This is a genomic window from Mycobacterium lacus, assembly GCF_010731535.1.
GTDB classification, from domain to species: Bacteria; Actinomycetota; Actinomycetes; order Mycobacteriales; family Mycobacteriaceae; genus Mycobacterium; species Mycobacterium lacus.
This window is the reverse complement of sequence record NZ_AP022581.1, coordinates 4,812,217-4,835,299: the sequence shown is the minus strand read 5'-3', so window position 1 is coordinate 4,835,299 and position 23,083 is coordinate 4,812,217. Positions and strand designations below refer to the sequence as shown.

General features: G+C 66.1%; 18 protein-coding genes and 1 pseudogene. 9 read left to right on the top strand and 10 right to left on the bottom strand.

Going from position 1 to position 23,083, the window contains the following annotated elements:
* Positions 1–21 precede the first annotated feature (21 nt).
* The 3 genes from G6N24_RS22335 to G6N24_RS22325 all read right to left on the bottom strand — a co-directional run bounded on the left by G6N24_RS22335 (position 22) and on the right by G6N24_RS22325 (position 3,347).
* On the bottom strand, positions 22–150 hold the full coding sequence (locus G6N24_RS22335) for a hypothetical protein (RefSeq protein ID WP_163745609.1): 129 nt from the start codon (positions 148–150) through the stop codon (positions 22–24).
* 72 nt (positions 151–222) lie between these two features.
* Positions 223–1,275, bottom strand: coding sequence for an ISAs1 family transposase (locus G6N24_RS22330; RefSeq protein ID WP_163745667.1), 1,053 nt, complete (start codon positions 1,273–1,275; stop codon positions 223–225).
* A gap of 191 nt (positions 1,276–1,466) precedes the next feature.
* On the bottom strand, positions 1,467–3,347 hold the full coding sequence (locus tag G6N24_RS22325) for a PPE family protein (RefSeq protein ID WP_163745608.1): 1,881 nt from the start codon (positions 3,345–3,347) through the stop codon (positions 1,467–1,469).
* A 266-nt stretch (positions 3,348–3,613) separates the two neighbouring features.
* Here G6N24_RS22325 and G6N24_RS22320 point away from each other — a divergent pair, with 266 nt between their 5' ends.
* From G6N24_RS22320 to G6N24_RS22300, 5 genes and pseudogenes are all read left to right on the top strand, one after another.
* Positions 3,614–4,285 carry a cutinase family protein gene (locus G6N24_RS22320; protein ID WP_163745666.1) on the top strand — a complete coding sequence of 224 codons (672 nt, stop codon included), beginning with the start codon at positions 3,614–3,616 and terminating at the stop codon, positions 4,283–4,285.
* A 69-nt stretch (positions 4,286–4,354) separates the two neighbouring features.
* A pseudogene (locus G6N24_RS22315) lies at positions 4,355–5,332 on the top strand (SDR family NAD(P)-dependent oxidoreductase); the annotation flags it as partial.
* Between the two features lie 294 nt (positions 5,333–5,626).
* A complete protein-coding gene (locus G6N24_RS22310; RefSeq protein WP_085158847.1) occupies positions 5,627–6,817 on the top strand; it encodes a zinc-binding dehydrogenase in 1,191 nt (396 codons plus the stop codon).
* A 391-nt stretch (positions 6,818–7,208) separates the two neighbouring features.
* Positions 7,209–9,017 (top strand): hydroxysqualene dehydroxylase, encoded by a 1,809-nt coding sequence (locus G6N24_RS22305; protein ID WP_085158849.1) that lies wholly within the window; start codon positions 7,209–7,211, stop codon positions 9,015–9,017.
* A gap of 60 nt (positions 9,018–9,077) precedes the next feature.
* A complete protein-coding gene (locus tag G6N24_RS22300; protein ID WP_085158851.1) occupies positions 9,078–12,251 on the top strand; it encodes an MFS transporter in 3,174 nt (1,057 codons plus the stop codon).
* A gap of 42 nt (positions 12,252–12,293) precedes the next feature.
* Here the strand turns inward: G6N24_RS22300 and G6N24_RS22295 are convergent, their stop codons facing one another.
* The 3 genes from G6N24_RS22295 to G6N24_RS22285 all read right to left on the bottom strand — a co-directional run bounded on the left by G6N24_RS22295 (position 12,294) and on the right by G6N24_RS22285 (position 14,207).
* Entirely contained in the window at positions 12,294–12,590 is a 297-nt protein-coding gene (locus G6N24_RS22295; RefSeq protein WP_232070647.1) for a HigA family addiction module antitoxin, read from the bottom strand.
* A 13-nt stretch (positions 12,591–12,603) separates the two neighbouring features.
* Entirely contained in the window at positions 12,604–12,894 is a 291-nt protein-coding gene (locus G6N24_RS22290; protein ID WP_232070646.1) for a type II toxin-antitoxin system RelE/ParE family toxin, read from the bottom strand.
* A 239-nt stretch (positions 12,895–13,133) separates the two neighbouring features.
* Positions 13,134–14,207, bottom strand: a complete 1,074-nt coding sequence (locus G6N24_RS22285) for a DNA polymerase domain-containing protein (RefSeq protein ID WP_085158857.1) — start codon at positions 14,205–14,207, stop codon at positions 13,134–13,136.
* 37 nt (positions 14,208–14,244) lie between these two features.
* On the opposite strand from G6N24_RS22285, the gene G6N24_RS22280 reads away from it, so the two are divergent.
* Entirely contained in the window at positions 14,245–15,330 is a 1,086-nt protein-coding gene (locus G6N24_RS22280; RefSeq protein WP_085158859.1) for an ATP-dependent DNA ligase, read from the top strand.
* Positions 15,331–15,365: 35 nt separating this feature from the next.
* Complete coding sequence (locus G6N24_RS22275; RefSeq protein ID WP_139822290.1) at positions 15,366–15,809, top strand: hypothetical protein; 444 nt, start codon at positions 15,366–15,368, stop codon at positions 15,807–15,809.
* Here G6N24_RS22275 and G6N24_RS22270 read toward each other — a convergent pair.
* Positions 15,806–17,041, bottom strand: coding sequence for a cytochrome P450 (locus tag G6N24_RS22270; RefSeq protein ID WP_085158863.1), 1,236 nt, complete (start codon positions 17,039–17,041; stop codon positions 15,806–15,808). The two genes, G6N24_RS22275 and G6N24_RS22270, sit on opposite strands and share 4 nt — an antisense overlap.
* A gap of 81 nt (positions 17,042–17,122) precedes the next feature.
* Here G6N24_RS22270 and G6N24_RS22265 point away from each other — a divergent pair, with 81 nt between their 5' ends.
* On the top strand, positions 17,123–18,193 hold the full coding sequence (locus G6N24_RS22265; protein ID WP_085158865.1) for a DUF2330 domain-containing protein: 1,071 nt from the start codon (positions 17,123–17,125) through the stop codon (positions 18,191–18,193).
* Here the strand turns inward: G6N24_RS22265 and G6N24_RS22260 are convergent.
* The 3 genes from G6N24_RS22260 to G6N24_RS22250 form a co-directional block, all read right to left on the bottom strand.
* Entirely contained in the window at positions 18,176–18,661 is a 486-nt protein-coding gene (locus G6N24_RS22260) for an NUDIX domain-containing protein (RefSeq protein WP_085158867.1), read from the bottom strand. The two genes, G6N24_RS22265 and G6N24_RS22260, sit on opposite strands and share 18 nt — an antisense overlap.
* A gap of 13 nt (positions 18,662–18,674) precedes the next feature.
* The gene (locus G6N24_RS22255) at positions 18,675–20,033 is read right to left on the bottom strand and encodes a WS/DGAT/MGAT family O-acyltransferase (RefSeq protein ID WP_085158869.1); all 1,359 of its coding nucleotides are present in this window, start codon (positions 20,031–20,033) and stop codon (positions 18,675–18,677) included.
* A 180-nt stretch (positions 20,034–20,213) separates the two neighbouring features.
* The gene (locus G6N24_RS22250; protein ID WP_085158871.1) at positions 20,214–22,055 is read right to left on the bottom strand and encodes an AMP-dependent synthetase/ligase; all 1,842 of its coding nucleotides are present in this window, start codon (positions 22,053–22,055) and stop codon (positions 20,214–20,216) included.
* Positions 22,056–22,426: 371 nt separating this feature from the next.
* Here G6N24_RS22250 and G6N24_RS22245 point away from each other — a divergent pair, with 371 nt between their 5' ends.
* Positions 22,427–22,924, top strand: a complete 498-nt coding sequence (locus G6N24_RS22245; protein WP_179963511.1) for an adenosine-specific kinase — start codon at positions 22,427–22,429, stop codon at positions 22,922–22,924.
* Positions 22,925–23,083: the final 159 nt, after the last annotated feature.

The following is a 23,083-nucleotide window of genomic DNA, read 5'->3' as shown; positions in this document are numbered from 1 at the left end:
ACCGTTCCCCGATGCCGCAGGTCACAAATGGAAGAAGCCGGACTGTAGGGTGCCGAAGTTGAAGCCGCCCGAGTTGAAGCTGCCCGGATTGGCAAAGCCCGAATTTCGGTTGCCCGTGTTGGCGACGCCCGTGTTGCCGCCGGCGCCCAAGGTTCCGGACCCCGAGTTAAAGAAGCCAATATTATTGCCACCGGCACCCCAGGGTGCCGGAAAAGTCGCGTCTCATGAGGTCAGGACCAGTTTGAGGGCATGGTCTGGGTGTGTGGCGTGGTGGCGTAGGCCGGCGGCGATGTTGTCCCAGCCGGTGATTCGCAGGATGCCGATGGCGAGGTTGCGGCAGGTGGCCATCACCCGTGGTGCTTGGCCGGTGCGTACCTGCGAGGAGTCCTCGGCGAAGGTGACGTCTCGGACCCAGTGGAGGCGATTTTCTATGCTCCAGTGCCCTTGGACCCAGGTGGCGAGCCGCTGGGGCGGTGCGGCCGTGTGGTTTGCTGAGGTGATCAGGTACACGACCTCGACGGTTTTGCTTCCGTCAACGGTGACGGTGCGGCGCAGCTGGGCGACTTGGGTTGCACCGGGAAAGTCGATCCAGTCGGGAACGTCGGCGACCTTGATCGAACGGGTGATGTGTCGGCCACGCTCAGCGGCCCGGGTCGTGTGGGCGGGCATGTCCTTCCAGGGCAGTGTCTTGAGCTTGTGGTGCAGGGTCGGCATATTCGCCTTCACTGTGAACACGTAGTCGCCGCCTGCGCCGGTGATGAGTGTGGCGGTATCGGTTTGGGTGTGCATCGCATCGAGGGTCACCACTGCATCGTCGAGATCGAGATGCCTCAACAGTGTTCGCGCAGCGGGTATTTCGTTGCTCTTTGCGTCGACGGCCACCTGTCCTAGCACGACTCCGGCACCGTGGTCGAATGCGGCGATCAGGTGTGGGGCCCTGCCACCAGCGCGGGTGCGCGCGCCTCGGATCGTCTTGCCGTCGATGGCGATCACGCGACGCTGCTCGACGGTGAAGGTTCGCGTCCACATCCACACGCCCAATGCTTGGTCGAGGGCGTCGGCATCGAGGCGGGCGAACAATTTGCGCAACGTCGATTCGTCCGGGGCGCTGCCGCTGGTGACTCCGAACGAAGCCAGTGTGCCACTTGCCGCCTCTGCGGCCCATTGGCCGATCGCCGCGAACGACCGGCACCCGGCCAAGGTAGCTGTGACCGCCAGTGCGAGCACCCCGGCCAACGAGTAGCGCACCCCGCGCCGGTCGCGTGGGTCGGGCACTGTCTGCAGGGCTTGCAACAGGCGTTCGTGGCGCGTCGGGTTCGCATCGGCAGGCGGCGTCGGAGAAGATGGCACGTGGGTGTGACCTCGGGTTCGGATGGTTGGCTTCGCAACCTGCATCCAAGCCCGTTGGCCACACCCGCCACATCCGACACGCCGGTCACACACTGATAACGGCCGAGGTCACAGCTCTACGCATCAACCTTTCCGGCGCCCTGACCGGCACCCCAGTTGAAGGCGCCATTGCTACCGCCCTCGGCGCTGGAATTGAAAAAACCGGTGTTGACGCCGACGCCCGAGTTGAAGAACCCCCCGCTGGCCCCGAGCGTGCCCGAATTTCCGACGCCCGTGTTGAGTCCACCGCCGGAATTAAAGAAGCCCGCATTGAAGCCGCCGCTCCCGGAGTTTCCGGCACCGGAGTTCCCATCGCTGCCCGAATTAAAGAAGCCCGAGTTCCCGGTTCCCGTGTTTCCGAAGCCCGAGTTCGGGCCGGTTTGGTTGACCGAGCTGCCCGCGCCGGTATTGAGGTTGCCGGAATTCACGAAGCCGGTGTTGATGTTGCCGGAGTTAAAGAAGCCCGTATTAGTGTCGCCCGAGTTGAAATTCCCCGTGTTGAAACGACCGGCATTTCCGAAGCCAATATTATGGAAGCCCGAATTGCCGCTGCCCACGTTCTCAATGCCCGAGTTCCCGAAACCCAGGTTGGCGGGACCGGAGTTCCCCACGCCGAAATTATGTTCACCGGCGTTTCCGAAGCCAAGGTTGAAGTTGCCCGAGTTTCCGAAGCCGAAGTTGAGTTGACCAGCGTTTCCGAGGCCGAAATTTTCTAAGTCAGAGTTTCCGAAACCAGTGTTCGAAATGCCCGCGTTCCCGACGCCGGTGTTGAGGTCACCCGAGTTGGCGATCCCAAAGTTTCCATTGCCCGAATTGAAAAAGCCCACATTATTGTTGCCCGAGTTGAACAAGCCGAAGTTTCCGCTGCCCGAATTTAAGACGCCGAAACCTATCTTATTATCGCCGATTAGCCCGATGCCGATGTTGTTATTCCCACGGTTGCCGAACCCAATATTGCCGTTGCCCAAGTTTCCAAAGCCGATGTTGTTGCTACCGCTGTTCCCACTTCCCAGGTTGTTGTTGCCGGGCGTTCCGGCGTCCGCATCTCCGTTTCCGTTGCCGAAGTTGTTGCTGCCGAAGTTGCCGAATCCGACGTTTGCGTTGCCCCGATTTCCGGCACCGACGTTGGTGGCGCCGATGTTCCCGCTACCTACGTTTCCGTCGCCCGTGTTTCCGCTGCCGAGGTTCGTGCTCCCGATGTTTCCGCTGCCCAGGTTCCAGTCTCCGGTGTTGCCACTGCCGAGGTTGTAGTTGCCGGTGTTCCCGCTGCCGACGTTGTCGTTGCCGCGGTTCCCGCTGCCCAGGTTGGTGTTGCCGGTGTTCCCGCTGCCCAGGTTGGTGTTGCCGGTGTTTCCGCTGCCCACGTTGGTGTCGCCGGTGTTTCCGCTGCCCAGGTTGAGGCTGCCCTTGTTGCCGATGCCCAGGTTGATGTCTTGCAGCGCTTGCTGCATGGCGGGCAACTGCGCGGCCACCGCCGAAGCCCCCACGTGATAGCCCGACATCGCCGCGACATCCGCCGCCCACATCCGCTCATAGTGGGCCTCGGTGGCCGCGATCGCCGGGGCGTTCTGCCCCAACAGGTTTGATAGCACCAGTGACACCAGCTGACTGCGGTTGGCCGCGATCGTCGCTGGATGCACGGTGGCTGCCCGCGCCGCTTCGTAGACGACGGCCGCCGTGCGGGCCCGACCGGCTGCCCCCTCGGCCTGGGCCGCGGCCGCGCTGAGCCATCCCAGATACGCGGCGGCCTTGGCCACCATCGCCTGCGACGCCGGGCCCCGCCAGGATTCGGCCGCCAGCCCCGCGGTCACCGACCTGAATGAGGCCGCCGCCGAGGCCAATTCGGAAGCAAGGCCCTCCCAGGCCGCCGCTGCCGTCAACAGCGGACCCGACCCCGCGCCGACAAACATCCGCGCCGAAATAATCTCCGGCGGCAACGACGCGAAATTCGACAACATCGCACGGCCCCTTCGTGACCACAGCTGATCTGGCGAGCTCCCTGGCCAGACGTTAGCGCGGTCCCAGAAGAAAAACCGGCGATCGTGCCGGAACGGCTCGACACGTCGGTCGCCCTTCCGCCGAGTGAACCGCGTTGCGAGTTAAAAATGAGCTCTTCTGGCTATACCTATCTCGATCTAGCATCGAGGCGTGGGGATCAGGCAGGGGTTTTATCATGGCGCGGCACATCATCAAATTCGTTCATGCGAAATGCGCGCGGCGGCTCATGGGAGCGGCAGGCGTGGCGGCGGCGATGTGCGCCTCGACGCTGTTGGGCGTGCCCGTCCCAGCGGCGTCCGCGGAGCCGTGCCCAGACATTGAGGCGGTGTTCGCTCGCGGCAGCGGTGAGCCGCCAGGCCTTGGCGCCGTGGGAGGCGCGTTCGTCGACGCGCTGCGCGCGCAGGTTGGCGCCAGGTCACTCGGGGTGTACGCGGTCAACTACCCCGCCAGTACCGACTTCGGTAGCCCCGATTTCCCCGGGACGGTCGTCGACGGGATTCGTGACGCGAGCACCCACATCCAGTCCATGGTGGCGAGTTGCCCCAAGACCAGGGCGGTGCTCGGCGGATATTCCCAGGGCGCGGCCGTCGCCGGCTACGTCACCTCCGCCGCGGTACCGGCGGGAGTGCCCGCATCGCTAGTGCCCGCGCCGATGGCACCCGAGATTGCAAACCACGTCGCCGCGGTCACCCTGTTCGGAGCGCCGTCGGATCAGTTCTTGGGACAGTACGGCGCCCCGCCGATCGCCATCGGCCCGCTTTATCAAGCCAAGACGCTCAAGTTGTGCGCCCCCGGCGACGGCATCTGCGGTGACGGCGACAGCCCCGTCGCGCACGTCGGCTACGCGCTGAACGGCATGGTGAGCCAAGGCGCGGAATTCGCCGCGAGTCGCCTCTAGGGACGGAAAGCCACACGGCGGCGCCGCCCCCAGCGATGGGCGGGGCGCCGATCCGTGCAGAATCGCACCATGCACGTTCTGGTGACAGGCGGTACGGGATTCGTGGGCGGTTGGACCGCCAGGGCCATCGCTGACGCGGGACACTCCGTCCGCTTCCTGGTACGCAAGCCCGAACGACTGCAGACATCGGTGGCCAAGCTGGGCGTCGAGGTGTCGGACGTCGTCGTCGGGGACATCAAGGACCGCGATTCCGTGCGTGCGGCGTTGCGCGGATGCGACGCCGTCGTGCACGGCGCCGCCCTGGTCGCAACCGACCCGCGCCAGACCGCACACATGCTGAGCACGAACATGGAGGGCGCCCGGAACGTCCTCGGTCAAGCCGTCCAACTCGGGCTCGATCCGATCGTGCACGTGTCAAGCTTCACGGCGCTATTTCATCCCGGCTTGGAGACGCTGACGGCGGACCTGCCGGTTGCCGGCGGAACGGACGGCTACGGACAATCCAAGGCGCAGGTCGAGATCTATGCTCGCGCCCTGCAGGACGCCGGCGCACCGGTGAACATCACCTATCCCGGCATGGTTCTCGGCCCGCCCGTCGGCGACCAATTCGGCGAGGCGGGCGAGGGCGTCAAAGCGGCGCTGCAAATGCACACCATTCCCGGGCGAAACGCGGCGTGGCTGATCGTCGACGTCCGCGATCTCGCCGCGCTGCACGTGGCGCTGTTGGAACCCGGGCGCGGACCGCGTCGCTACATGGTCGGTGGCCATCGGATTCCCGTGGCCGAGCTGGCGAATCTGCTCGGAGACGTCGCCAACACCCCGATGGTGGCTGTTCCGGTTCCCGACACCGTGCTGCGCGTGGCCGGGACGGTGCTCGATCTGTTTGGACCATATCTACTCTTCGACAATCCGTTCACCGCGGCGGGGATGCAGTACTACACGCAGATGCCGGAGTCCGACGATTCGCCGAGCGAGGAGGAACTCGGCATCACCTATCGAGATCCGCGCGAGACGCTGGCCGATACAGTCCCAGCCCTTCACGCGGGAGGCCGCTCTAGGTGGTCTCCCCAGGGGGCTTCGGGGCGTCCCCATCAGGGGAGTCGCCGGGAGGCGGATTCTGCAACCACTTCCGCAGCCGAAGAAGGGGATTGATCACGATGCCGATCGCCAGGATCACCAGCACCGTCACCACAATCGCGGTGGTCACGTAATCCATCGTGACAGGTGGGCGTTCCGGCGCATGCGGCCCCCGCGCTCCACCGCCCCCGGGCCGATGCTGACCACGATGTAGGAGGATCGCCGTGACGATGTGCATCGACCTGGCTGGAAAGGACCCGCGCGATTAAGGCTGTAACCTGCACCAACACCAAGCTCGAGTTAGTCGACCGGCCGACCCCGACGCCGGCCCAGGGGCAGTTGCTCATCGACGTCCTCCGGTGTGGCATCTGCGGATCGGACCTGCACGCGCGCCACCACTGCGACGAACTCGCCGACGTGATGGCCGAATCGGGCTACCACGACTTCATGCGGTCGAATCAGCACGTTGTGTTCGGCCACGAGTTCTGCGGCGAGGTTGTCGACTACGGCCCCCGCACACGCAAGACCCCCCGGCGCGGCACCCCGGTCGTTGCCATGCCGCTCCTGCGGCGCGGCAAGAACGAGGTGCACGGGATCGGACTTTCGGAATTGGCGCCGGGCGCCTACGCCGAGCAACTCGTCGTCGAGCAGTCACTGACGTTTCCCGTCCCGAATGGGTTGGCGCCCGAGATAGCCGCGCTGACCGAGCCGATGGCCGTCGGGTGGCACGCCGTCCGGCGCGGTGAGGTGCGCAGGGACGACGTCGCAATCGTGATCGGGTGCGGGCCGATCGGCCTTGCGGTGATCTGCATGCTGAAGTCGCACGGAGTACGCACCGTGATCGCGAGCGACTTTTCACCCGGCCGCCGTGCGCTCGCTACCGCCTGTGGCGCCGACACCGTCGTCGATCCCGCACGGGACTCGCCGTATACCGTGGCCGCCGGCCTTGGACGGGGTAAGGGACACCTGCGAGGCATGCTCGACGCATTCGACCTCGCTGTCGGTACGGTCGAAAAGCTCCAGCGGCTGCGGCTGCCCTGGTGGCACCTTTGGCGCGCCGCCGAAGCGGCCGGCGCCGCGACCCCCAAGCACCCCGTCATCTTCGAATGTGTTGGGGTTCCAGGCATTATCGATGGCATCATCGCGAGCGCACCACTGTTTTCGCGCGTCGTCGTGGTTGGCGTCTGCATGGGCTCAGACACCATCCGGCCGACGATGGCGATCAACAAGGAGATCGACCTGCGGTTCGTGCTCGGCTACACGCCGCTGGAGTTCCGCGACACGTTGCACATGCTCGCCGACGGCAAGGTCAAGGCCGCACCACTCATCACCGGGACAGTCGGTCTACCCGGCGTCGAGGCAGCATTCGACACGCTCGGCGATCCCGAGGCGCACGCAAAAATCTTGATCGACCCCAAGAGCAACGCCGCGAGCCCGCAGTACTGCCGGATCTGATCCCCAAAGGTGGCTGGCGAAAACCGGCCGAAACGGCCACACGTGGGACACCCTCTGTCCACCGACGGTAGGACACAAATTTCATGCACCGGACGACTTGGCACCACACATCGCGCTGGTAGATACTTCGTGCAGGTCGCTGTGGTAAGCCGGTGAACGCCGAAGGCGATCGCCTGGGAACCGGGCAACCTCGTCACACTCCGAGTCCACCGCCGAACTCACGATCCTGCCGCCGCGCAGGTTTATTCGACTAGTCGCATTGCCCTGACTAGCACCCCCGCACAGAAATTGGAGCCGCCATAACCGTGCTAACCGTCCTCACCGGTGCTCCACCCGCTTTTGCTGCCCCGCCACAGGGCAGGCGTCGTGAATACCTTCGCCAGGTGACCGCATGAAACCGCCGATGCCCGCCGAAACGCACGTCGTTATTGCCGGTGCTGGAATCGCGGGGATGGCTGCCGCCATGATCCTGGCCGAGGCCGGAGTGCGGGTCACACTGTGCGAAGCCGCACCCGAAGCCGGGGGCAAGGCCAAGAGTCTTCGCCTCCCGGATGGTCACCCGACCGAGCACAGTTTGCGGGTGTACATGGACAATTACCAGACCCTGCTGGCACTGTTCTCGCGCATACCCACCGAGAACGGCATGACCGTGCTGGACAACCTGGTCGGCGTGAGTCCCGTTCGGGTTTACCGGGACCGCTCGTTTGGCCGCGCTGCTGCGCCCGTTCCTCTCCAACGACGGCGGCCGACCTTCCCACGGATCGTCGGCAAAGTTTTGGAACCGCTTCACCAACTTGGCCTGATCGCATTGCGCAGCGCAATGGTATTTGTCGGTATGGCCTCAAGGGGAGTATCACCCATCGACGCCATCCACTATCTTTACGCGCATCTGCGCCTGCTATGGATGTGCAAGGAGCGACTCGTCGAGGAGCTGGGGGATATCTCCTATGCGGACTATCTGCGACTCAGCCGCAAATCATCCGACGTGCAGTCGTTCTTCACCGCCCTGCCACGCATTTTCGTCGCGGCGCGCCCGAGCGCAGAAGCAGCGGCGATTGCTCCCGTCATTCTTAAGGGTCTGTTTCACTTTACGAGTCGCCCGCCGGCGCTGAACGGCGTAAAAGCGCACTCAATCATGATGATGAATGGACCGACGAGCGAGCGCATGATCGACCCCTGGATTCGTCATCTCCAAAGTCTCGGCGTCGACATACATTTCGACACCCGCGTTAACGATCTCGAGTTCGACAATGGCCGCATCACCGCATTGACATCGGCCGATGGCCGCCGGTTTGAGTGCGACTATGCCATCCTCGCCCTGCCCTACCTGACGCTGCGCGAGATGGCCAAATCAGGTCACGTCAGACAACATCTTCCGCACCTCGCCGCGGAGCATGCCATCGAGCTTGAGTCATCGAACGGAATTCAATGTTTTCTGCGTGACATTCCCGCGACATGGCCCTCGTTTGTGCGCCCGGGAGTCGTCGGCACGTATTTCGAGAGCGAGTGGGCGCTGATCTCCGTTCTCCAGGGAGACGGCTTCTGGAAAAATGCCCGCCTGCCGGAGGGAACCAAATACGTTTTGTCGATGACCTGGAGCGAGGTGGATAAGCCCGGTCCGGTTTTCCATCGCCCGGCGAGCGAATGTACGCCAGCTGAGATCTTGACCGAGTGCCTGGCACAGTGCGGCCTTGACGAGTCGCATATCTTGGGTTGGCAGATTGATCACGAGCTGAAATATCTGAGCGAGGCCGAATACCAGAGCCGGGCGAGCGAGCTGCCCCCGCATCTTGCCTTGGCGCCCTCGCGTGGGATGCGCATGCTAAATCTCTCGCCGCTCGCCATACTGCTGCCTGGCGCGCGCCGCCGATCTCCATGCATCCACACGGAAGTGCCCAACCTCTTCCTTGCCGGTGAGGCGATCTATTCGCCGGAGCTGACGTTGTTTGTCCCAACGATGGAGAAGGCGGCAACCTCCGGCTATCTGGCCGCCCACGACATCATTGGCGTTGCCGCCCCGCACGCCGCGCCTGGTCTGCGGATCCACTTCCAGGATCTCGTCCCGTTCTCGGTTCTCCGGCGGGTGGATCGCTGGTTGTGGAGCCGCCGCCGACCGAAGGCACCGGCGAGGGTTGGCGGTTACCCAAGCCCGAGCCACGTCGCAACGGGGGCGCCGCCCGCAGGCGTTGACGCGCCATAGCTCTACCCGACCAGACGCATTCCCTGACCAGCACCGACCCCACCGAACCTGGAGTCCACCATGACCGTCCACACCGTCCCCGCCCGGAACGCCGCGCCCGTCGTCGACAGCGGGCGCGCCGGACCCGGCGGACGGGCCCGGCGCGCCGGCTCCCCGCCCACCCCGCTTACCCGACGCCGCCAGCCCTCCTCGGCGACAGTGCTGCTGGTGGCGGCTTTCGGCGCCTTCCTCGCTTTCCTTGACTCCACGATCGTCAACGTCGCGTTTCCCGACATCCAGAGGTATTTCCACAGCGACATCACCGACCTGTCGTGGGTGCTCAACGCCTACAACATCGTCTTCGCGGCGTTTCTGGTGGCCTCGGGCAAGCTCGCCGACCTGCTGGGCCGCAAGCGGGTGTTCATCTATGGCGTGGTGTTGTTCACCGTCGCGTCCGGGCTGTGCGCGATCGCCGACAGCGTCGGACAGCTGGTGGCGTTTCGCGTGCTGCAGGGTGTGAGCGCCGCGGTTCTGGTACCCGCTTCGCTCGGGCTCGTCGTCGAGGCCTTCCCGGCCGAACGGCGCGCGCACGGGGTAAATCTGTGGGGCGCTGCCGGGGCCATCGCCGCCGGCCTGGGCCCGCCGATCGGTGGCGCCCTCGTAGAGGCGTTGAACTGGCGGTGGGTGTTCCTGGTGAACCTCCCACTGGGGGTGCTGGCCATGCTGGCCGCTCGGCGGGCGCTGGTGGAGAGCCGGGCCTCCGGACGGCGGCGCGTGCCTGACCTGCGTGGCGCGGCGCTGTTGGCCATCGCGCTCGGCTTTCTGACGCTGGGGTTGATCAAGGGCCCGGACTGGGGTTGGGCCAGCCTGCCGGCAATCGGGTCGTTGGTGGCCGCGGCGGTCGCGATGGTCGGATTCGTCATGAGCTCGCGACACCACCCGGCGCCGCTGGTCGAGCCCGCGCTCTTGCGTATCCGGTCGTTCGTGGCCGGCAGCGGGCTCACCGCTGTGGCCAGCGCCGGTTTCTACGCCTATCTACTGACGCACGTGCTGTTCCTGAATTACGTGTGGGGCTACACACTGTTACAGGCTGGCCTGGCCGTCGCCCCCGCCGCGTTTGTCGCCGCCGTCGTCGCCGGACTGCTTGGCCGCGTCGCCGACCGGCACGGCTACCGCGTCATCATCGGCGTCGGTGCGCTGGTCTGGGCCGGCAGCCTGCTGTGGTACCTCGAGTTCGTCGGGTCCAAGCCCGATTTCCTCGGTGAATGGCTGCCCGGCCAGATCCTGCAAGGCGTCGGGGTGGGCGCCACGTTCCCGCTGCTCGGCAGCGCCGCCCTGGCCAGGCTGGCCAAAGGCGGCAGCTACGCCACCGCTTCGGCGGTGACCGGCACCATCCGCCAAGTGGGCGCCGTCGTCGGCGTCGCGCTGCTGGTGATCCTGATCGGCACGCCGGCGCGGGGCGAGGCCGAGGAGGCCCTGCGCCGCGGATGGGCGATGGCCGCGATCTGCTTCGTGGCGGTCGCGATCGGTGCGGTGATGCTGGGTCGCATCCGCCCAGTGCCTGCGGAGCCAGTCGAACCCACACCCGCGCCACCGGTCACTCCGTTGGGAGCGCAGCCGCCGGCACCCCCACCGGCCGCTCCGTCGCCCTCGGTTTCCCTCGATATCGACATGCTGCAGGCCCTGCCGGAACTGCACGGCCACGCCGAGCATGTTGAGCTGCAAGCGGGCGCATACTTGTTCCGCGCCGGCGACGTGTCGGATGCGCTCTATGTGGTGCGCCGCGGCCGCCTGCAAGTCCTCGACGAGCACGGCGTGCTCGCCGAGCTGGGCCGCGGCCAGGTGGTCGGCGAGCTTGGGCTGCTGCTCGGCACGGCGCGCTCCGCGACGGTGCGGGCCATCCGCGACACGTCCCTGCTCCGACTGACCAAGGCCCAATTCGAGCAGATCGCCGACGCCAGCGTGCTCGGGGCACTGGCGAAGCTCTTGGCCAACCGGCAGCACCAGACGCGCACGGCATCGCAGCGGACAACGCCCGAGGTCGTTGTCGCGGTCATCGGTGTCGACGCCAACGCGCCCGTGGCAATGGTGGCCACCGAGTTGTGCGCCGCACTGTCGAAACGGCTACGCGCCATCGCCCCCGGCCGGGTCAACCGCGACGGGCTGGAACGCGCCGAGCAGTCCGCCGACCGGGTGGTATTACAGGCGACCGTCAACGACGGCCCGTGGCGGGAGTTCTGTCTGCGCGTCGCCGATCGCGTGGTGCTGGTCGCCGGCAACCCGACGCCGCCTTCGGCACCGCTGCCGGCCCGAGCGACCGGGGCTGACCTGGTACTAGCAGGACCATCCGCCGCCCGCGAGCACCGGCGTGGCTGGGAGGAATTGATCACGCCGCGGTCGACGCATGCAGTCCGGCGCGCCCATGTCGCCGATGACCTGCGGGTGCTCGCCGCGCGCATCGCCGGTCGTTCCGTCGGGCTGGTCCTCGGCGGTGGGGCCGCACGGGCGTGCGCTCACCTCGGCGTGCTCGAGGAGTTGGAGGCCGCCGGGGTCACCGTCGACCGCTTTGCCGGCACCAGCATGGGGGCAATCATCGCCGCGCTGGCGGCCAGCGGCATGGACGCGGCCAGTGTGGATGCGTACATCTACGAGCACTTCGTGCGCAAGAGCCACGGCGACTACACCCTGCCGAGCAAGGGGCTCATCCGCGGGAAGCGCACCCAGGCCTCCCTACGCAGCATCTTCGGAGACCGGTTGGTGGAGGAGCTGCCAAACCACTTCCGCTGCGTCAGCGTCGACCTGCTGGCCCGCCGACCGGTCGTCCACCGCCGCGGGCCACTGGCCGACGTCATCGGCTGCTCGATGCGACTGCCCTTCCTGTATGCGCCGATGCCCTACAACGGCACGCTGCACGTCGACGGTGGCGTTCTGGACAACGTCCCCGTCACCACGCTGGTGGGCAAGGACGGCCCCCTGATCGCGGTGAACATAGCCTCCAGCGCCAACCCAAGCCCCGCGTCGGGCAGCAACCGTCGCCGCAAACCACGGGTGCCCGGCCTCACCGACACCCTCCTGCGCACGATGACGATCAGCAGCGCGATGGTGTCCGAGGCGATGCTGGCCCAGGCCGACCTGGTGATCAAGCCCAACCCAACCGGTGTCGGACTGATGGAGTACCACCAGATCGACCGCGCCCGCGAAGCGGGCCGGATCGCGGCCCGTGAGGCATTGCCACAGATCATGGAGCTGGTGTAGCGCTAAAGCCTGGGTGATCTACCTATTCCGCTGATTCTGTAACTAGCCGGAGGCGGCCATGGGGTGAATGCGCCTCAGCTCTTCACCCTTTTCGATGCGAGCTACATCGGCGTCGTAGCGTGCCTGCAGGTTGATCCAGAACATGTCGCTGAGACCCAGTGCCCGCGACAGCCGCAGCCCCGTATCGGCGGTAATCCGGCGCTCGCCAGCGAGGATCTCACCCACACGCGTTTGTGATACCCCGATCGCCTTGGCAAGCCGGTAGGGGGTGATCCCCATCGGCGCAAGGAACTCCTCGGCGAGGATCTCGCCGGGGTGGGTAGGGGAGAAATCAGCCACTTGTCTCCTCCTCTCAGTGGTAGTCGACCAATTCGACATCATCCGCGCCACCGTTACTCCATTTGAAGCAGATGCGATATTGGTCTTTGACGCGGATACTGTGTTGTCCTTCGCGGGGCGGTTGGAGCTTTTCCAGGCGGTTGCCCGGAGGAACCCGTAGGTCGTTGATGTTCTCTGCGGCATCGAGGATCTGCATCTTCCGGCGGGCCGCCTTCGCCAGCTCCTTACTGATCCCCTTCAGACCGGACAAATCCCAGATCTTCTGGGTGTCGCCGTCGCTAACGTCGAGCGTTACTAACGTCAAGCGACAGTACATCTTGGCGCGGGTGTGCGCCCGACGTGGAGTCGATGTCGGGTGCACATGTGATGATCGGCGTAGGGATCGAACCGCAAGTCGTGCGCCAGCGGTTCCTGGCCTTTCAACGCTTTCGATTCTTCCGCGCCAACACTGCGCAGCATGTCCGCGAACTCGGCTGGGAGCTACCGTCATCCAACTAGGTTCTGGGCGCGATTGCGACGCTAGTACTCTGGCGCTCGCACTTCCTATGATCGAAGGCCGCACTGCTTTCCGTTAACCACGGCCGTCTGCTTCGACCGCTTCCGATCCGTATCACGGCTCGGCTGAACGCGTTTCGGCTCGCCCGGCATCTTGGGATAATTCGGCGGATAGGGCATGTCGCCGAGCCCACGCTCCTCGTCGGCCGCAACCATCTCCAGCAGCGGGGCAATCGAGTGCGCCACGTCGGCCATGGCGGCCCACGGGTCCGCGCGATCCCGCACCAGGTCGGGCACGGTCGCGATGGTGTAGTCGTCCGGATCGGCGCCGGCCAGCTCGTCCCACGTCAGCGGCGTCGACACGGTCGCGATCGGGGTGGGCCGCACCGAATACGCCGACGCCATGGTGCGGTCGCGCGCGTTCTGGTTGAAGTCGATGAAGACCCGCGCGCCCCGTTCCTCCTTCCACCAGGCCGTCGTCACCGCGTCCGGCGCGCGACGTTCCACCTCGCGTGCCAGCGCGATGCCCGCCCGGCGCACTTGGACGAAGTCCCAGTCGGTGGCGATCCGCAGGAACACGTGGATCCCGCGGCCCCCGGATGTCTTGGGATATCCGACCAGCCCGAGTCCGTCGAGCAGCGGCCGCAACACATCGACGGCAACCGTCCGCGCCTCCCGAAATCCGACGCCGGGCTGCGGGTCCAGGTCGATGCGCAACTCGTCGGGGTGCTCGGTGTCGGGGCAGCGCACCTGCCACGGGTGCAGGGTGATGGTGCCCATCTGCGCCGCCCAGACGATGGCGGCAGGGTGGGTCACCCTCAGCGCGTCGGCGGTCCGTCCGGACGGGAACGTCACCCGGCAGGTCTGCAGGTAGTGGGGATGGTGCAGCGGAACCCGCTTCTGGTAGATCTCCTCGCCGTCGATGCCGTCCGGGAACCGCTGCAGATGGGTGGGCCGGTCGCGCAGCGTGGCCAGCATAGGGCCCCCCGCCACGGCGAGGTAGTAGTCGACGAGCCGTCGTTTCGTGCCGTTCGACCCCAGCCGGGGAAAATACACCTTGTCCGGGCTGGTGAGCCGAACCGCGATGCCGTCGACGTCGACTTCTTCTGCTGCGGCGGCCATAGCTGGATTCCAGCATGCCCCGGGCCAGAATGAATCAATGGACTTACCCGTCATGCCGCCGGTCTCGCCGATGCTGGCCAAATCGGTCGGGGCCACATCGGTCTGGAAGATCCCACCTGATTCGTCGTATGAGCCCAAATGGGATGGCTTCCGGTCCATCTGCTTCCGCGACAACGACGAGGTCGAGCTGGGCAGCCGCAACGAGCGACCGATGACCCGCTACTTCCCCGAGCTGGTCGCGGCGGTCAAGGCCGAACTGCCACGACGGTGCGTGATCGACGGCGAGATCGTCATCGCCACCGACCACGGCCTGGACTTCGAGGCGCTGCAACAGCGCATCCACCCCGCCGATTCGCGAGTGCGACTGCTCGCCGAGCACACGCCGGCTTCCTTCATCGCGTTCGACCTGCTCGCCCTCGGCGGCGACGACTACACCGACCGCCCATTCAGCGAGCGCCGCGCCGCCCTGGTCGACGCGCTCTCCGGTTCCGGTCCGTCGATCCACGTCACGCCGGCGACCACCGATCTGGCGACCGCGCGGCAATGGTTCGAGAAGTTCGAGGGGGCCGGTCTGGACGGCGTCATCGCCAAGCCGCTGACCATCACGTACCAGCCGGACAAGCGGGTGATGTTCAAGATCAAGCACGAACGGACCGCCGACTGCGTGGTCGCCGGGTATCGAGTGCACAAGTCCGGCGCTGACGCGATCGGCTCGCTGCTGCTGGGGCTTTACCAGGACGACGGCCAACTCGCGTCGGTCGGCGTGATCGGCGCCTTCCCGATGGCGCAGCGGCGGCGGCTGTTCGCCGAACTGCAGCCGCTGGTCACCAGTTTCGATGACCACCCGTGGACCTGGGCCGCCCACCAAGCCGGCGAACGCACCCCCCGCAAGAACGGGTTCTCCCGATGGAACGCCGGCAAGGACCTGTCCTTCGTGCCGCTGCGACCCGAGCGGGTGGTCGAGGTCCGCTACGACCACATGGAGGGTGTGCGGTTCCGCCACACCGCCCAGTTCAGCCGGTGGCGTCCCGACCGGGACCCACGCTCGTGCACCTACGCCCAACTTGACCAGCCACTCACCTTCAGCCTCGACGACATCGTCCCCGGCCTCGGGACGCATTAATGGTTTCTCGCCGAAGTCGCCGTTAAGCTGTCGGGATGCATGTAGCTGCACTTTTGGTAGCCGGTTCCGCCAAGATGGACGGTGGCGCGATCGACGCCATGCGCATACCAACGACCAGCTATGCGGTCGACCAAATCCCCCTCTGGCTTACGATTCCGGTCGTTCTCGTGGTCCACGCCCCGGCGGGCGGGGACTACGAGCCGGAGATATATGTCGTGTGCAAAGATCCCCGCGGGGAGCGACGCGGAGTGATCCGATCGAGTTGGGACTGGCCCGACGAGGACGACAAGCCTTCCAAGTACCGGTGTTTCACCTACGACCTCTCGTTCGCAATCGAGGTCGACGGTGAGTACACGATCGGCGCCTATCGCGACGCGGAAGCCACCGATGCGGTGGGCGCACCCATACCGCTTGCGATCAACTTGGCGGGTTCGCGCGCGACCGGCAATAACGGCTTGGGTACGGGTTCGATCGTCTAAACCGCGACCGTCAGCGCCGACAATCCGCGCAGCGTGACGTTCGGCTTATACCGCGGCTCGCTGTCCAGCCGCGCGTCCGGGAAGCGCGCCGTCACCGCGGAGAGCGCCACGCCGGCCTCCAGCCGCGCCAGCGGAGCGCCCAGGCAATAGTGCGCGCCACGGCCAAAGCCCAAGTGCCGCAACGTCCCCCGATCGGGATCGAAGGCCTCCGGGCGGTCGAACTCGGCGGGATCGCGCTGGGCCGCGGCCAGCAACAGCATCATGGTGTCGCCGCGTGGCACCTCGACCTCCCCAATCGTCATGTCGTCGACGGCAATTCGGCCGGCCAGTTGCACGGGCGGGTCGAGACGCAGCGTCTCCTCGACGACGGCCGGGGCCCGACCGGCGTCGGCGCCCAGGGCTGTCCACTGCACGGGATGCCGCAACAGCGCCAGGACGGCGTTCGCGATCAGGTTCACGGTGGTCTCGTGGCCCGCGATCAGCAGCAGGTTGCAGGTGGCGACGATCTCGTCGGCGGTCAGCTGATCGCCGGACTCCTCCACCGCGATCAGACCGGACATCAGGTCGTCGCCCGGCCGCGATCGCCGCTGCTCAATCAGGTCATGAAAGTATTCGCGCAGCCACCGAGCGGCCCTTAGCCGGTCGTCGACGCCGCTCGCCGCTTCGCCGGTGAACGAGACGAACGGGTCCAACGACTGCGCCAGCAGCGCGGACGCGTGGCTGAACCGCGGCTCGTCCTCGAGCGGCACGCCGAGCAGCCGGCAAATGACGGCCACCGGCAGCGGGTAGGCGAAGTCGCTGATGACGTCGAATCGGCCCTTTTCGGCGATCCGATCCAGCAATCCCTGCACCAGGGCGCCGATATCGGGTCGCAGCGCATTGACCACCTTCGGCGCGAAAGCCTTGCTCACCAGCTTGCGCAGCCGGGTGTGGTCGGGCGGATCGAGGAACAGAAATCCCGGCGGGCCCAGCGGGCGCGGCGCCGTGCCGTCGCTGATCTGACGCTGCGCGATCGTCGACTTGAGCCGATCACTGCTCGAAGACGGATGCCGCAAAACCTCGTCGCAGTCGCGATAGGCCGAGAAGACGGCCAGGTTGGCCTCGGGTAGCAGCAGCGGTCCGCGGTCACGAAACTGCGCGTAGACCGGGTAGGGGTCGACCCGGTTGGCCGGGTCCAGCAGCTGTAGCAGCAACGCGTGAGATTCGGCCCGCTCGGTCGGCGCGGTCGTCATCCTCACATTGTGCCTGCGCCGTCTTTCAAAGCGGTTTTCAAAGCGGGCCGCCGCGGGCCAACCCGCACGTAACATTGCGCCATGACGGTGCTGCGCGCGTGTCGAATAGCGTTGAGCGTCGCCCTGCTGGCCGCCACAACAAGCATGCTGGCCGCGCCGAGTTACGCATGCGCGTGCGGTGCCGCAATCGCTCCGGGCGGCTCCCAAGCCAAGATGAATCATGAAGTGGCGCTGGTGCATTGGGACGGGACAACCGAGACCATCCTGATGCGGCTCGCGATGGACTCCACCGCCACTGACGTCGCCTTGGTGGTCCCCACCCCCACGCCGGCGACCGTCACGGCGGGCGACAAGGCAACCTTCATCGAGTTGGACGAGCTCACCGCGCCGCAGATCCAGCACCAGCGACGTTGGCGACTGAGCCTCATGCTCGCCGCCTCCGCGCCGCGCGAGGGGGCGACCGCCGCCAGGGCGCCCGACGTGGTCAATCAGGTTCAGCTGGGCCCACTGGAGGCCACCACCCTAGCCGGCGGCGACCTGGCCGGCCTGCAAAGCTGGCTAGCCGACAACGGCTATTCCATCCGGCCGGCGGTGGCCCAGGCGCTGGAGCCGTACGTGCGTGAGGGCTGGGCGTTCGTGGCGATGCGGCTGACCAGCGCGGCCCCGATAGTGGGCGGGCTCGATCCGGTGCGGATGACCTTCCGGTCGTCCCGGCTGGTCTATCCCATGCGGCTCTCGGTGGCGGCCGCGGATCCGCAGCACGTCACCATCCTCACGCTGTCCGACCACCGTCAGCGGCGCACCGACCCCGACGCTTCCACCCAGGCCACCCAGATCCAGTACGCCGGCAACGTTTCCGATTCCGTACGTGACCCGCTGCTGCGCGAGCTGGCCGCCAACCACGGCTCGTACCTGACCAAGATGCAGGCCGACATCTACCAGACGGCGCGGATCTCCTCGGATTTCACGTTCGGCAACGCCCAAAACGACGATGCCTACCGGCAAGTGATCGTCGTCTACGACAACGTCGATGTTCCGATAGAGCTGATCCTGTTGGCCGCGGTGGTGACGGTCGTGGTGGCGGCGACGGTGATCTTCGTCCTGGTCCACCGGCTGATCTATCCCAGGCGGCTCTCACGTCCCTTCGGGTGACCCCGCTACCGCCGGGTGCGCCAGCAACCGATCGAGAAATGCGCGCTGCCCCTTGAGCAGCTTGGTGTATGCCCGCGCCACCGGAAACCAGCCGACCCTATCGACCTCGGGGAACTCGCGGACCCTGCCCGAGCCTCGGGGCCACTCCAGTTCGAAAGTGTTGCTGCGCGTTTCGGTGACGTCCAGGTCACCGTGGACGGCGAAGGCGGTGACCACCTTGCCGCTGGGCTGCTTCAGCGAGCCGAGGTCTATTCGCGGCCCGTCCGGCACCGGCAGCCCGAGCTCCTCGGCGAACTCGCGCCGGGCGGCCGCCCAGGGATCGTCGCCGTCGGCGTACTCGCCTTTCGGGATTGACCAGGCCCCGTCGTCCTTTCGGGCCCAAAACGGGCCGCCCGGATGCGCGATCAGGACCTCGATAGCCCCGTCGCGGACCCGGTACACCAGCACACCCGCGCTGAGCTTGGGCATGGCGCGCGTTCTGTCAGACCCCGACCGCGACTTCTAGATCCTTGAGCGACGACTCCAGGTGCGCGAGTAGTCGCTGTAGGTGTGGCACGCTTCGCCGACATCCGACCAGACCGAAATCGAGATTGCCGGCGTTATTGACCAGGGTGATGTTCAACGCTTGCCCGTCCGGGATGTTGGACAGGGGGTAGCTTCCGTCCAGCCGGGCACCGCCGTAATACATCTGCTGCGCCGGTCCCGGCACGTTCGAGATGACGATGTTGAACGGTGGCGGCACCGTGGAGAGGAACCCCGGCACACCCGCCAGCGTCAGCGGCGCCATGTTGAGCGCCGACAATGCCAGGACATGCAGCTGCGGCAATTCGGAGAGCACCTTCTTGTTGGCGCGCATCGACTCGCTGATGGCCTCGATCCGCGCCGCGGGATCCTCAAGGTGGGTTGCGAGGTTGCACAAGATGCTGCCGACCAAATTGCCACCGCCGTCGGCGTCCTCCTTCGACCGCAGGCTCACCGGAACCATCGCGATCAGCGGCCGGCCCGGCAGCGCATTCTGCTCGATCAGGTAGTAACGCAGGGCGCCGGCGCACATCGCCAGGACGGCATCGTTGACGGTCACTCCGGCCGCCTGCTTGACGCTCTTGATGCGGTCCAGCGACCAGGACTGGCCAGCGCACCGGCGGGCTCCCCCGACCTTTCTGTTGAACATGGTGTGCGGCGCCGCGAACGGCAGGGTCAGCTGCTGCTCGAAGAGCGCGGCGTAGGCCAGCTTCAACGTCGAAGGGGCAAGTCCCACAACGGATCCCGCCATCTTGGCCAGCGAGCCCAACGAGAAGGAGCCGCTGGATTGCCGGCGCGGTCGCCGAGGTAGGTTCCACATCGCCCGGACCTCGGTGTCGTCCGGGTCGGCCGACAGCGTGCGCTGCATCAGCTTCACCGCCGTAACACCGTCCATCAGGGCGTGGTGGATCTTGGTGTACAGGGCGAACCGGCCGTCGTTCAGTCCCTCCACCACGTGGAGTTCCCACAGCGGGCGGTGGCGATCGAGCAGGCTGGTATGCAGCCGAGAGGTCAGCTCGAGCAGGTCGCGGACCCGTCCCGGCGACGGCAGCGCCGAACGCCGGACGTGGTAGTCGACGTCTATGTCGTCGTCGTAGGCCCATGCCACGCGGGCGATTCCGCCGCCGATCGTCGCGGGGTGCTTGCGGAATACCGGCTGGAATTCGTCGTTGGCGACCAGGGCGTCGTAGAACCCCCGGACGAATTCCGGGCCCGCGCCCTCCGGTGGCTCGAACAACTGCAATCCACCCACGTGCATGGGGTGCTCACGGGATTCAGCGAACAGAAACATCGAGTCGGTGGGCATCATCAGGTCCATCCACCTATTAGACCGCGATCGATGCGCGACGCGAAGGCGGCTTCACAACGTCGCTCCTCGTAATAGTTGTTGAACGGCGCACGGGCTTCCAGGTCGTCCTCACCGAACGGACCCGCGCTCACACAGCTCGCGCCGAAGTAGTCAGGGCCTCCGACGTCAACGCAGGGCGCGCCACGCGTTTCACTGCCGGTAAAGCGCCTCGAGACGATCGCTGAAGTTGTCGATGACGACTTTCCGTTTCAGCTTCAGGCTCGGTGTCAGGTCGCCGGCTTCGACCGACAGCTCCCGGTCGATGATCGCGAACCTCTTGATCTGCTCCCAGCGGTTCAGGTGGTCGTTCAACTGGTCGATGTATCTACCGATGAGCTCGCGGGTCTTGTCGTCGCGCGCGATCTCGGCGAAGGACCGCTCGCCCATGCCCTGCTTGGCCGCCCACTCGGTGATCGCTTCGGATTCGAGGCCGACGAGCGCGACGCAGTACGGGCGGTTCTCGCCGTAGACGATCAGCACGCTGGCGTAGGGGCAGATGCCGTTGAAGGTCGCGGCGATGGCCGACGGCGCGACGTATTTGCCCTGCGACGTCTTGAACATGTCCTTCTTGCGGTCGGTGATCCGCAGGAAGCCATCGGCGTCGATCTCCCCGATGTCGCCGGTGTGGAACCACCCGTCGGAATCGAGTGCCTCGGCAGTGGCCTCGGGCAGATCGTGGTAGCCGGTCATCACACCGGGGCCCTTGAGCAGGATCTCGCCGTCGTCGGCGATGTTGACCTCGGTGGCGGGGAACGGCCAGCCGACGGTGCCGAGCCGATAAGCGTTGGGGCGGTTGATAAACGACGCGGCCGATGTTTCGGTGAGGCCATAGCCCTCGAGCACGGCGATGCCGACGGCGTCGAACCACTTGGCGACGTCGCGGTCCAGGGCCGCGGACCCGGAGATGAAAAACCGCAGCCGGCCGCCGAACCGCGCGCGGATGGTGGAGAACACCAATTTGTCGGCCAGCTTGTGCTGCAGCGCGAGGGCGAGCGACGGCTTGCGGCCGGCCTGCATGGACCGCGAAACCTGCAGGCCGACTCCGATCCCCCAGTCGAAGATCCGCTTTTTCAGCCCGCCTTCCTCGTCGATCATTCCCTGGACGCGGGCGTGGACCTTCTCGAAGATGCGCGGCACGGCGCCCATGACGGTGGGACGGATGACCGCGAGGTTCTCGACGATCTTGTCGACGCGGCCATCGATGGCCGTCGTAAACCCCAGCACCAGCGGCAGCGCCAGCATCACCTTGCCGAACGAGTGCGCCAGCGGCAGCCACAGGTAGTTCACGTCGTCGGGACGGAGAATGTTCGCCGAATCGATCGCCGCCGCGGTGTACGTCCAGGCCGCGTGGGTGAGCCGCACGCCCTTCGGCCTAGCGGTCGTGCCCGACGTGTAGATGATGCTGGCGAGGTGCTCGGGGCGAATCGCGTGCACCCGGTCCTCGACCGCGTGGGGTGTGTCCGCCAGCACCTGCTTGCCGCGCTGCTCGAGTTCGTCAAGCGTGATCACCCAGTCGCCGTCGCCGGTGCCGTCGATGATCACGACCTTCTGGACGTCGGGGAGGCCGGCGCGGCGCTCAATCAGTTTGTCGACCTGAGCCTGATCCTCGGCAACCACCACCCGGCTTCCCGAGTTCGCGACGATGTAAGCGACGTCGCCGGCGTTGGTCGTCGGATACACCGTGGTGGTGGCCGCGCCGGCGCACAGCACCGCGAAATCGACAAGCACCCACTCATAGCGCGTCGCCGACGCCAGGGCGACGCGGTCCTCGGGGGCGATGCCCAGCGAGATCAGCCCCGCGGCGATTCGCTGGACGCGGTCGTTGACCTGCTGCCAGGTAGCGCTCTCCCATCCCTCGCCACGCGGATATCGAAACGCCTCGGCCTGCGGGGTGGCGGCGACGCGGTCGAGGAACATCTGGGCCACCGACGGCGCGCGCTTCTCAATCTTGGAATAGTCGGGTCTTTCATCGGCCGCGCGCATGATTGTCATAGCCCGAGTCTAAGAATGTCGCCCGTGGGCGCCTGCACAATTATGCAGTTGTTTGCGCCGCCATACCTCGACGCAGGGTCCGGACGCGCGCTGCGCGGAACATATCGGCGCATAATTGCAAACGGCATTTCGAGCACTCATCGACATCACACCGGGCGCAAATGCGGGGGTTCCATCCCTCTCCCGCGATCGGCGAAACCCGGCGGAAGACCATCGGCGTCGGTTCCCGACCATCGACTGACCGAAGCCACCTCGGCGCTCGATCCGGGCCTCGAATACTCGCTCTGCCGATTCCTCCGCACCGAGCTGCCCGACACCGAACCATCCCGAACGCGGACCGTTGGTGGCAGCATGTGTCTGTGACTGGGTTTGTGTCCGAGACGTCGCTGTCCTGGGATTTGGTGTCCGTTGAGAAGCCGGACGATGTCAACGTAATTGTCGGGCAGGCGCACTTCATCAAGACGGTCGAAGACCTGCACGAGGCGCTGGTCGGGGTGAGCCCATCGCTACGATTCGGGCTGGCCTTCTGTGAGGCGTCGGGACCGAGATTGGTTCGCCGCACGGGAAACGATGCCGAGTTGGTCGAACTCGCGACCCGAGCCGCGCTGGCCATCGCGGCCGGGCACTGTTTCGTGATCTTCTTGCGCGAGGGATTTCCGGTCAACGTGCTCAACCCGGTAAAGGCGGTGCCCGAGGTCTGCTCGATCCACTGCGCCACGGCCAACCCGGTCGACATCCTCGTCGCCGTGACGCCGCGCGGGCGCGGCATCGCGGGCGTCATCGACGGGCAGACCCCGGTGGGAGTGGAGACCGATCGTGAGGTGGCCGAGCGACGAGACCTGTTGCGCGCCATCGGTTACAAGCTTTAGGACGAGAGCGACCGCACCGGCGGCGCGTTCCATCACCACGTGGCGCTTCACCTTCAGCGCCGGGCGGACAGGCCAAAGTCCACACGTCAAGAGTCCACTGGCGTCCGATCCACCGCGACCAACGAATCGTTGACCCGGCCCTGTGCTTGACATATCGAG

Bases quoted from the DNA above. Each gene is read 5' to 3' on its own strand.
- G6N24_RS22325 (WP_163745608.1), bottom strand. From the start codon at position 3,347: ATGTTGTCGAATTTCGCGTCGTTGCCGCCGGAGATTATTTCGGCGCGG.
- G6N24_RS22320 (WP_163745666.1), top strand. From the start codon at position 3,614: ATGGGAGCGGCAGGCGTGGCGGCGGCGATGTGCGCCTCGACGCTGTTG.
- G6N24_RS22305 (WP_085158849.1), top strand. From the start codon at position 7,209: ATGAAACCGCCGATGCCCGCCGAAACGCACGTCGTTATTGCCGGTGCT.
- G6N24_RS22300 (WP_085158851.1), top strand. From the start codon at position 9,078: ATGACCGTCCACACCGTCCCCGCCCGGAACGCCGCGCCCGTCGTCGAC.
- G6N24_RS22285 (WP_085158857.1), bottom strand. From the start codon at position 14,207: ATGGCCGCCGCAGCAGAAGAAGTCGACGTCGACGGCATCGCGGTTCGG.
- G6N24_RS22280 (WP_085158859.1), top strand. From the start codon at position 14,245: ATGGACTTACCCGTCATGCCGCCGGTCTCGCCGATGCTGGCCAAATCG.
- G6N24_RS22275 (WP_139822290.1), top strand. From the start codon at position 15,366: ATGCATGTAGCTGCACTTTTGGTAGCCGGTTCCGCCAAGATGGACGGT.
- G6N24_RS22270 (WP_085158863.1), bottom strand. From the start codon at position 17,041: ATGACGACCGCGCCGACCGAGCGGGCCGAATCTCACGCGTTGCTGCTA.
- G6N24_RS22265 (WP_085158865.1), top strand. From the start codon at position 17,123: ATGACGGTGCTGCGCGCGTGTCGAATAGCGTTGAGCGTCGCCCTGCTG.
- G6N24_RS22260 (WP_085158867.1), bottom strand. From the start codon at position 18,661: ATGCCCAAGCTCAGCGCGGGTGTGCTGGTGTACCGGGTCCGCGACGGG.
- G6N24_RS22255 (WP_085158869.1), bottom strand. From the start codon at position 20,033: ATGGACCTGATGATGCCCACCGACTCGATGTTTCTGTTCGCTGAATCC.
- G6N24_RS22250 (WP_085158871.1), bottom strand. From the start codon at position 22,055: ATGACAATCATGCGCGCGGCCGATGAAAGACCCGACTATTCCAAGATT.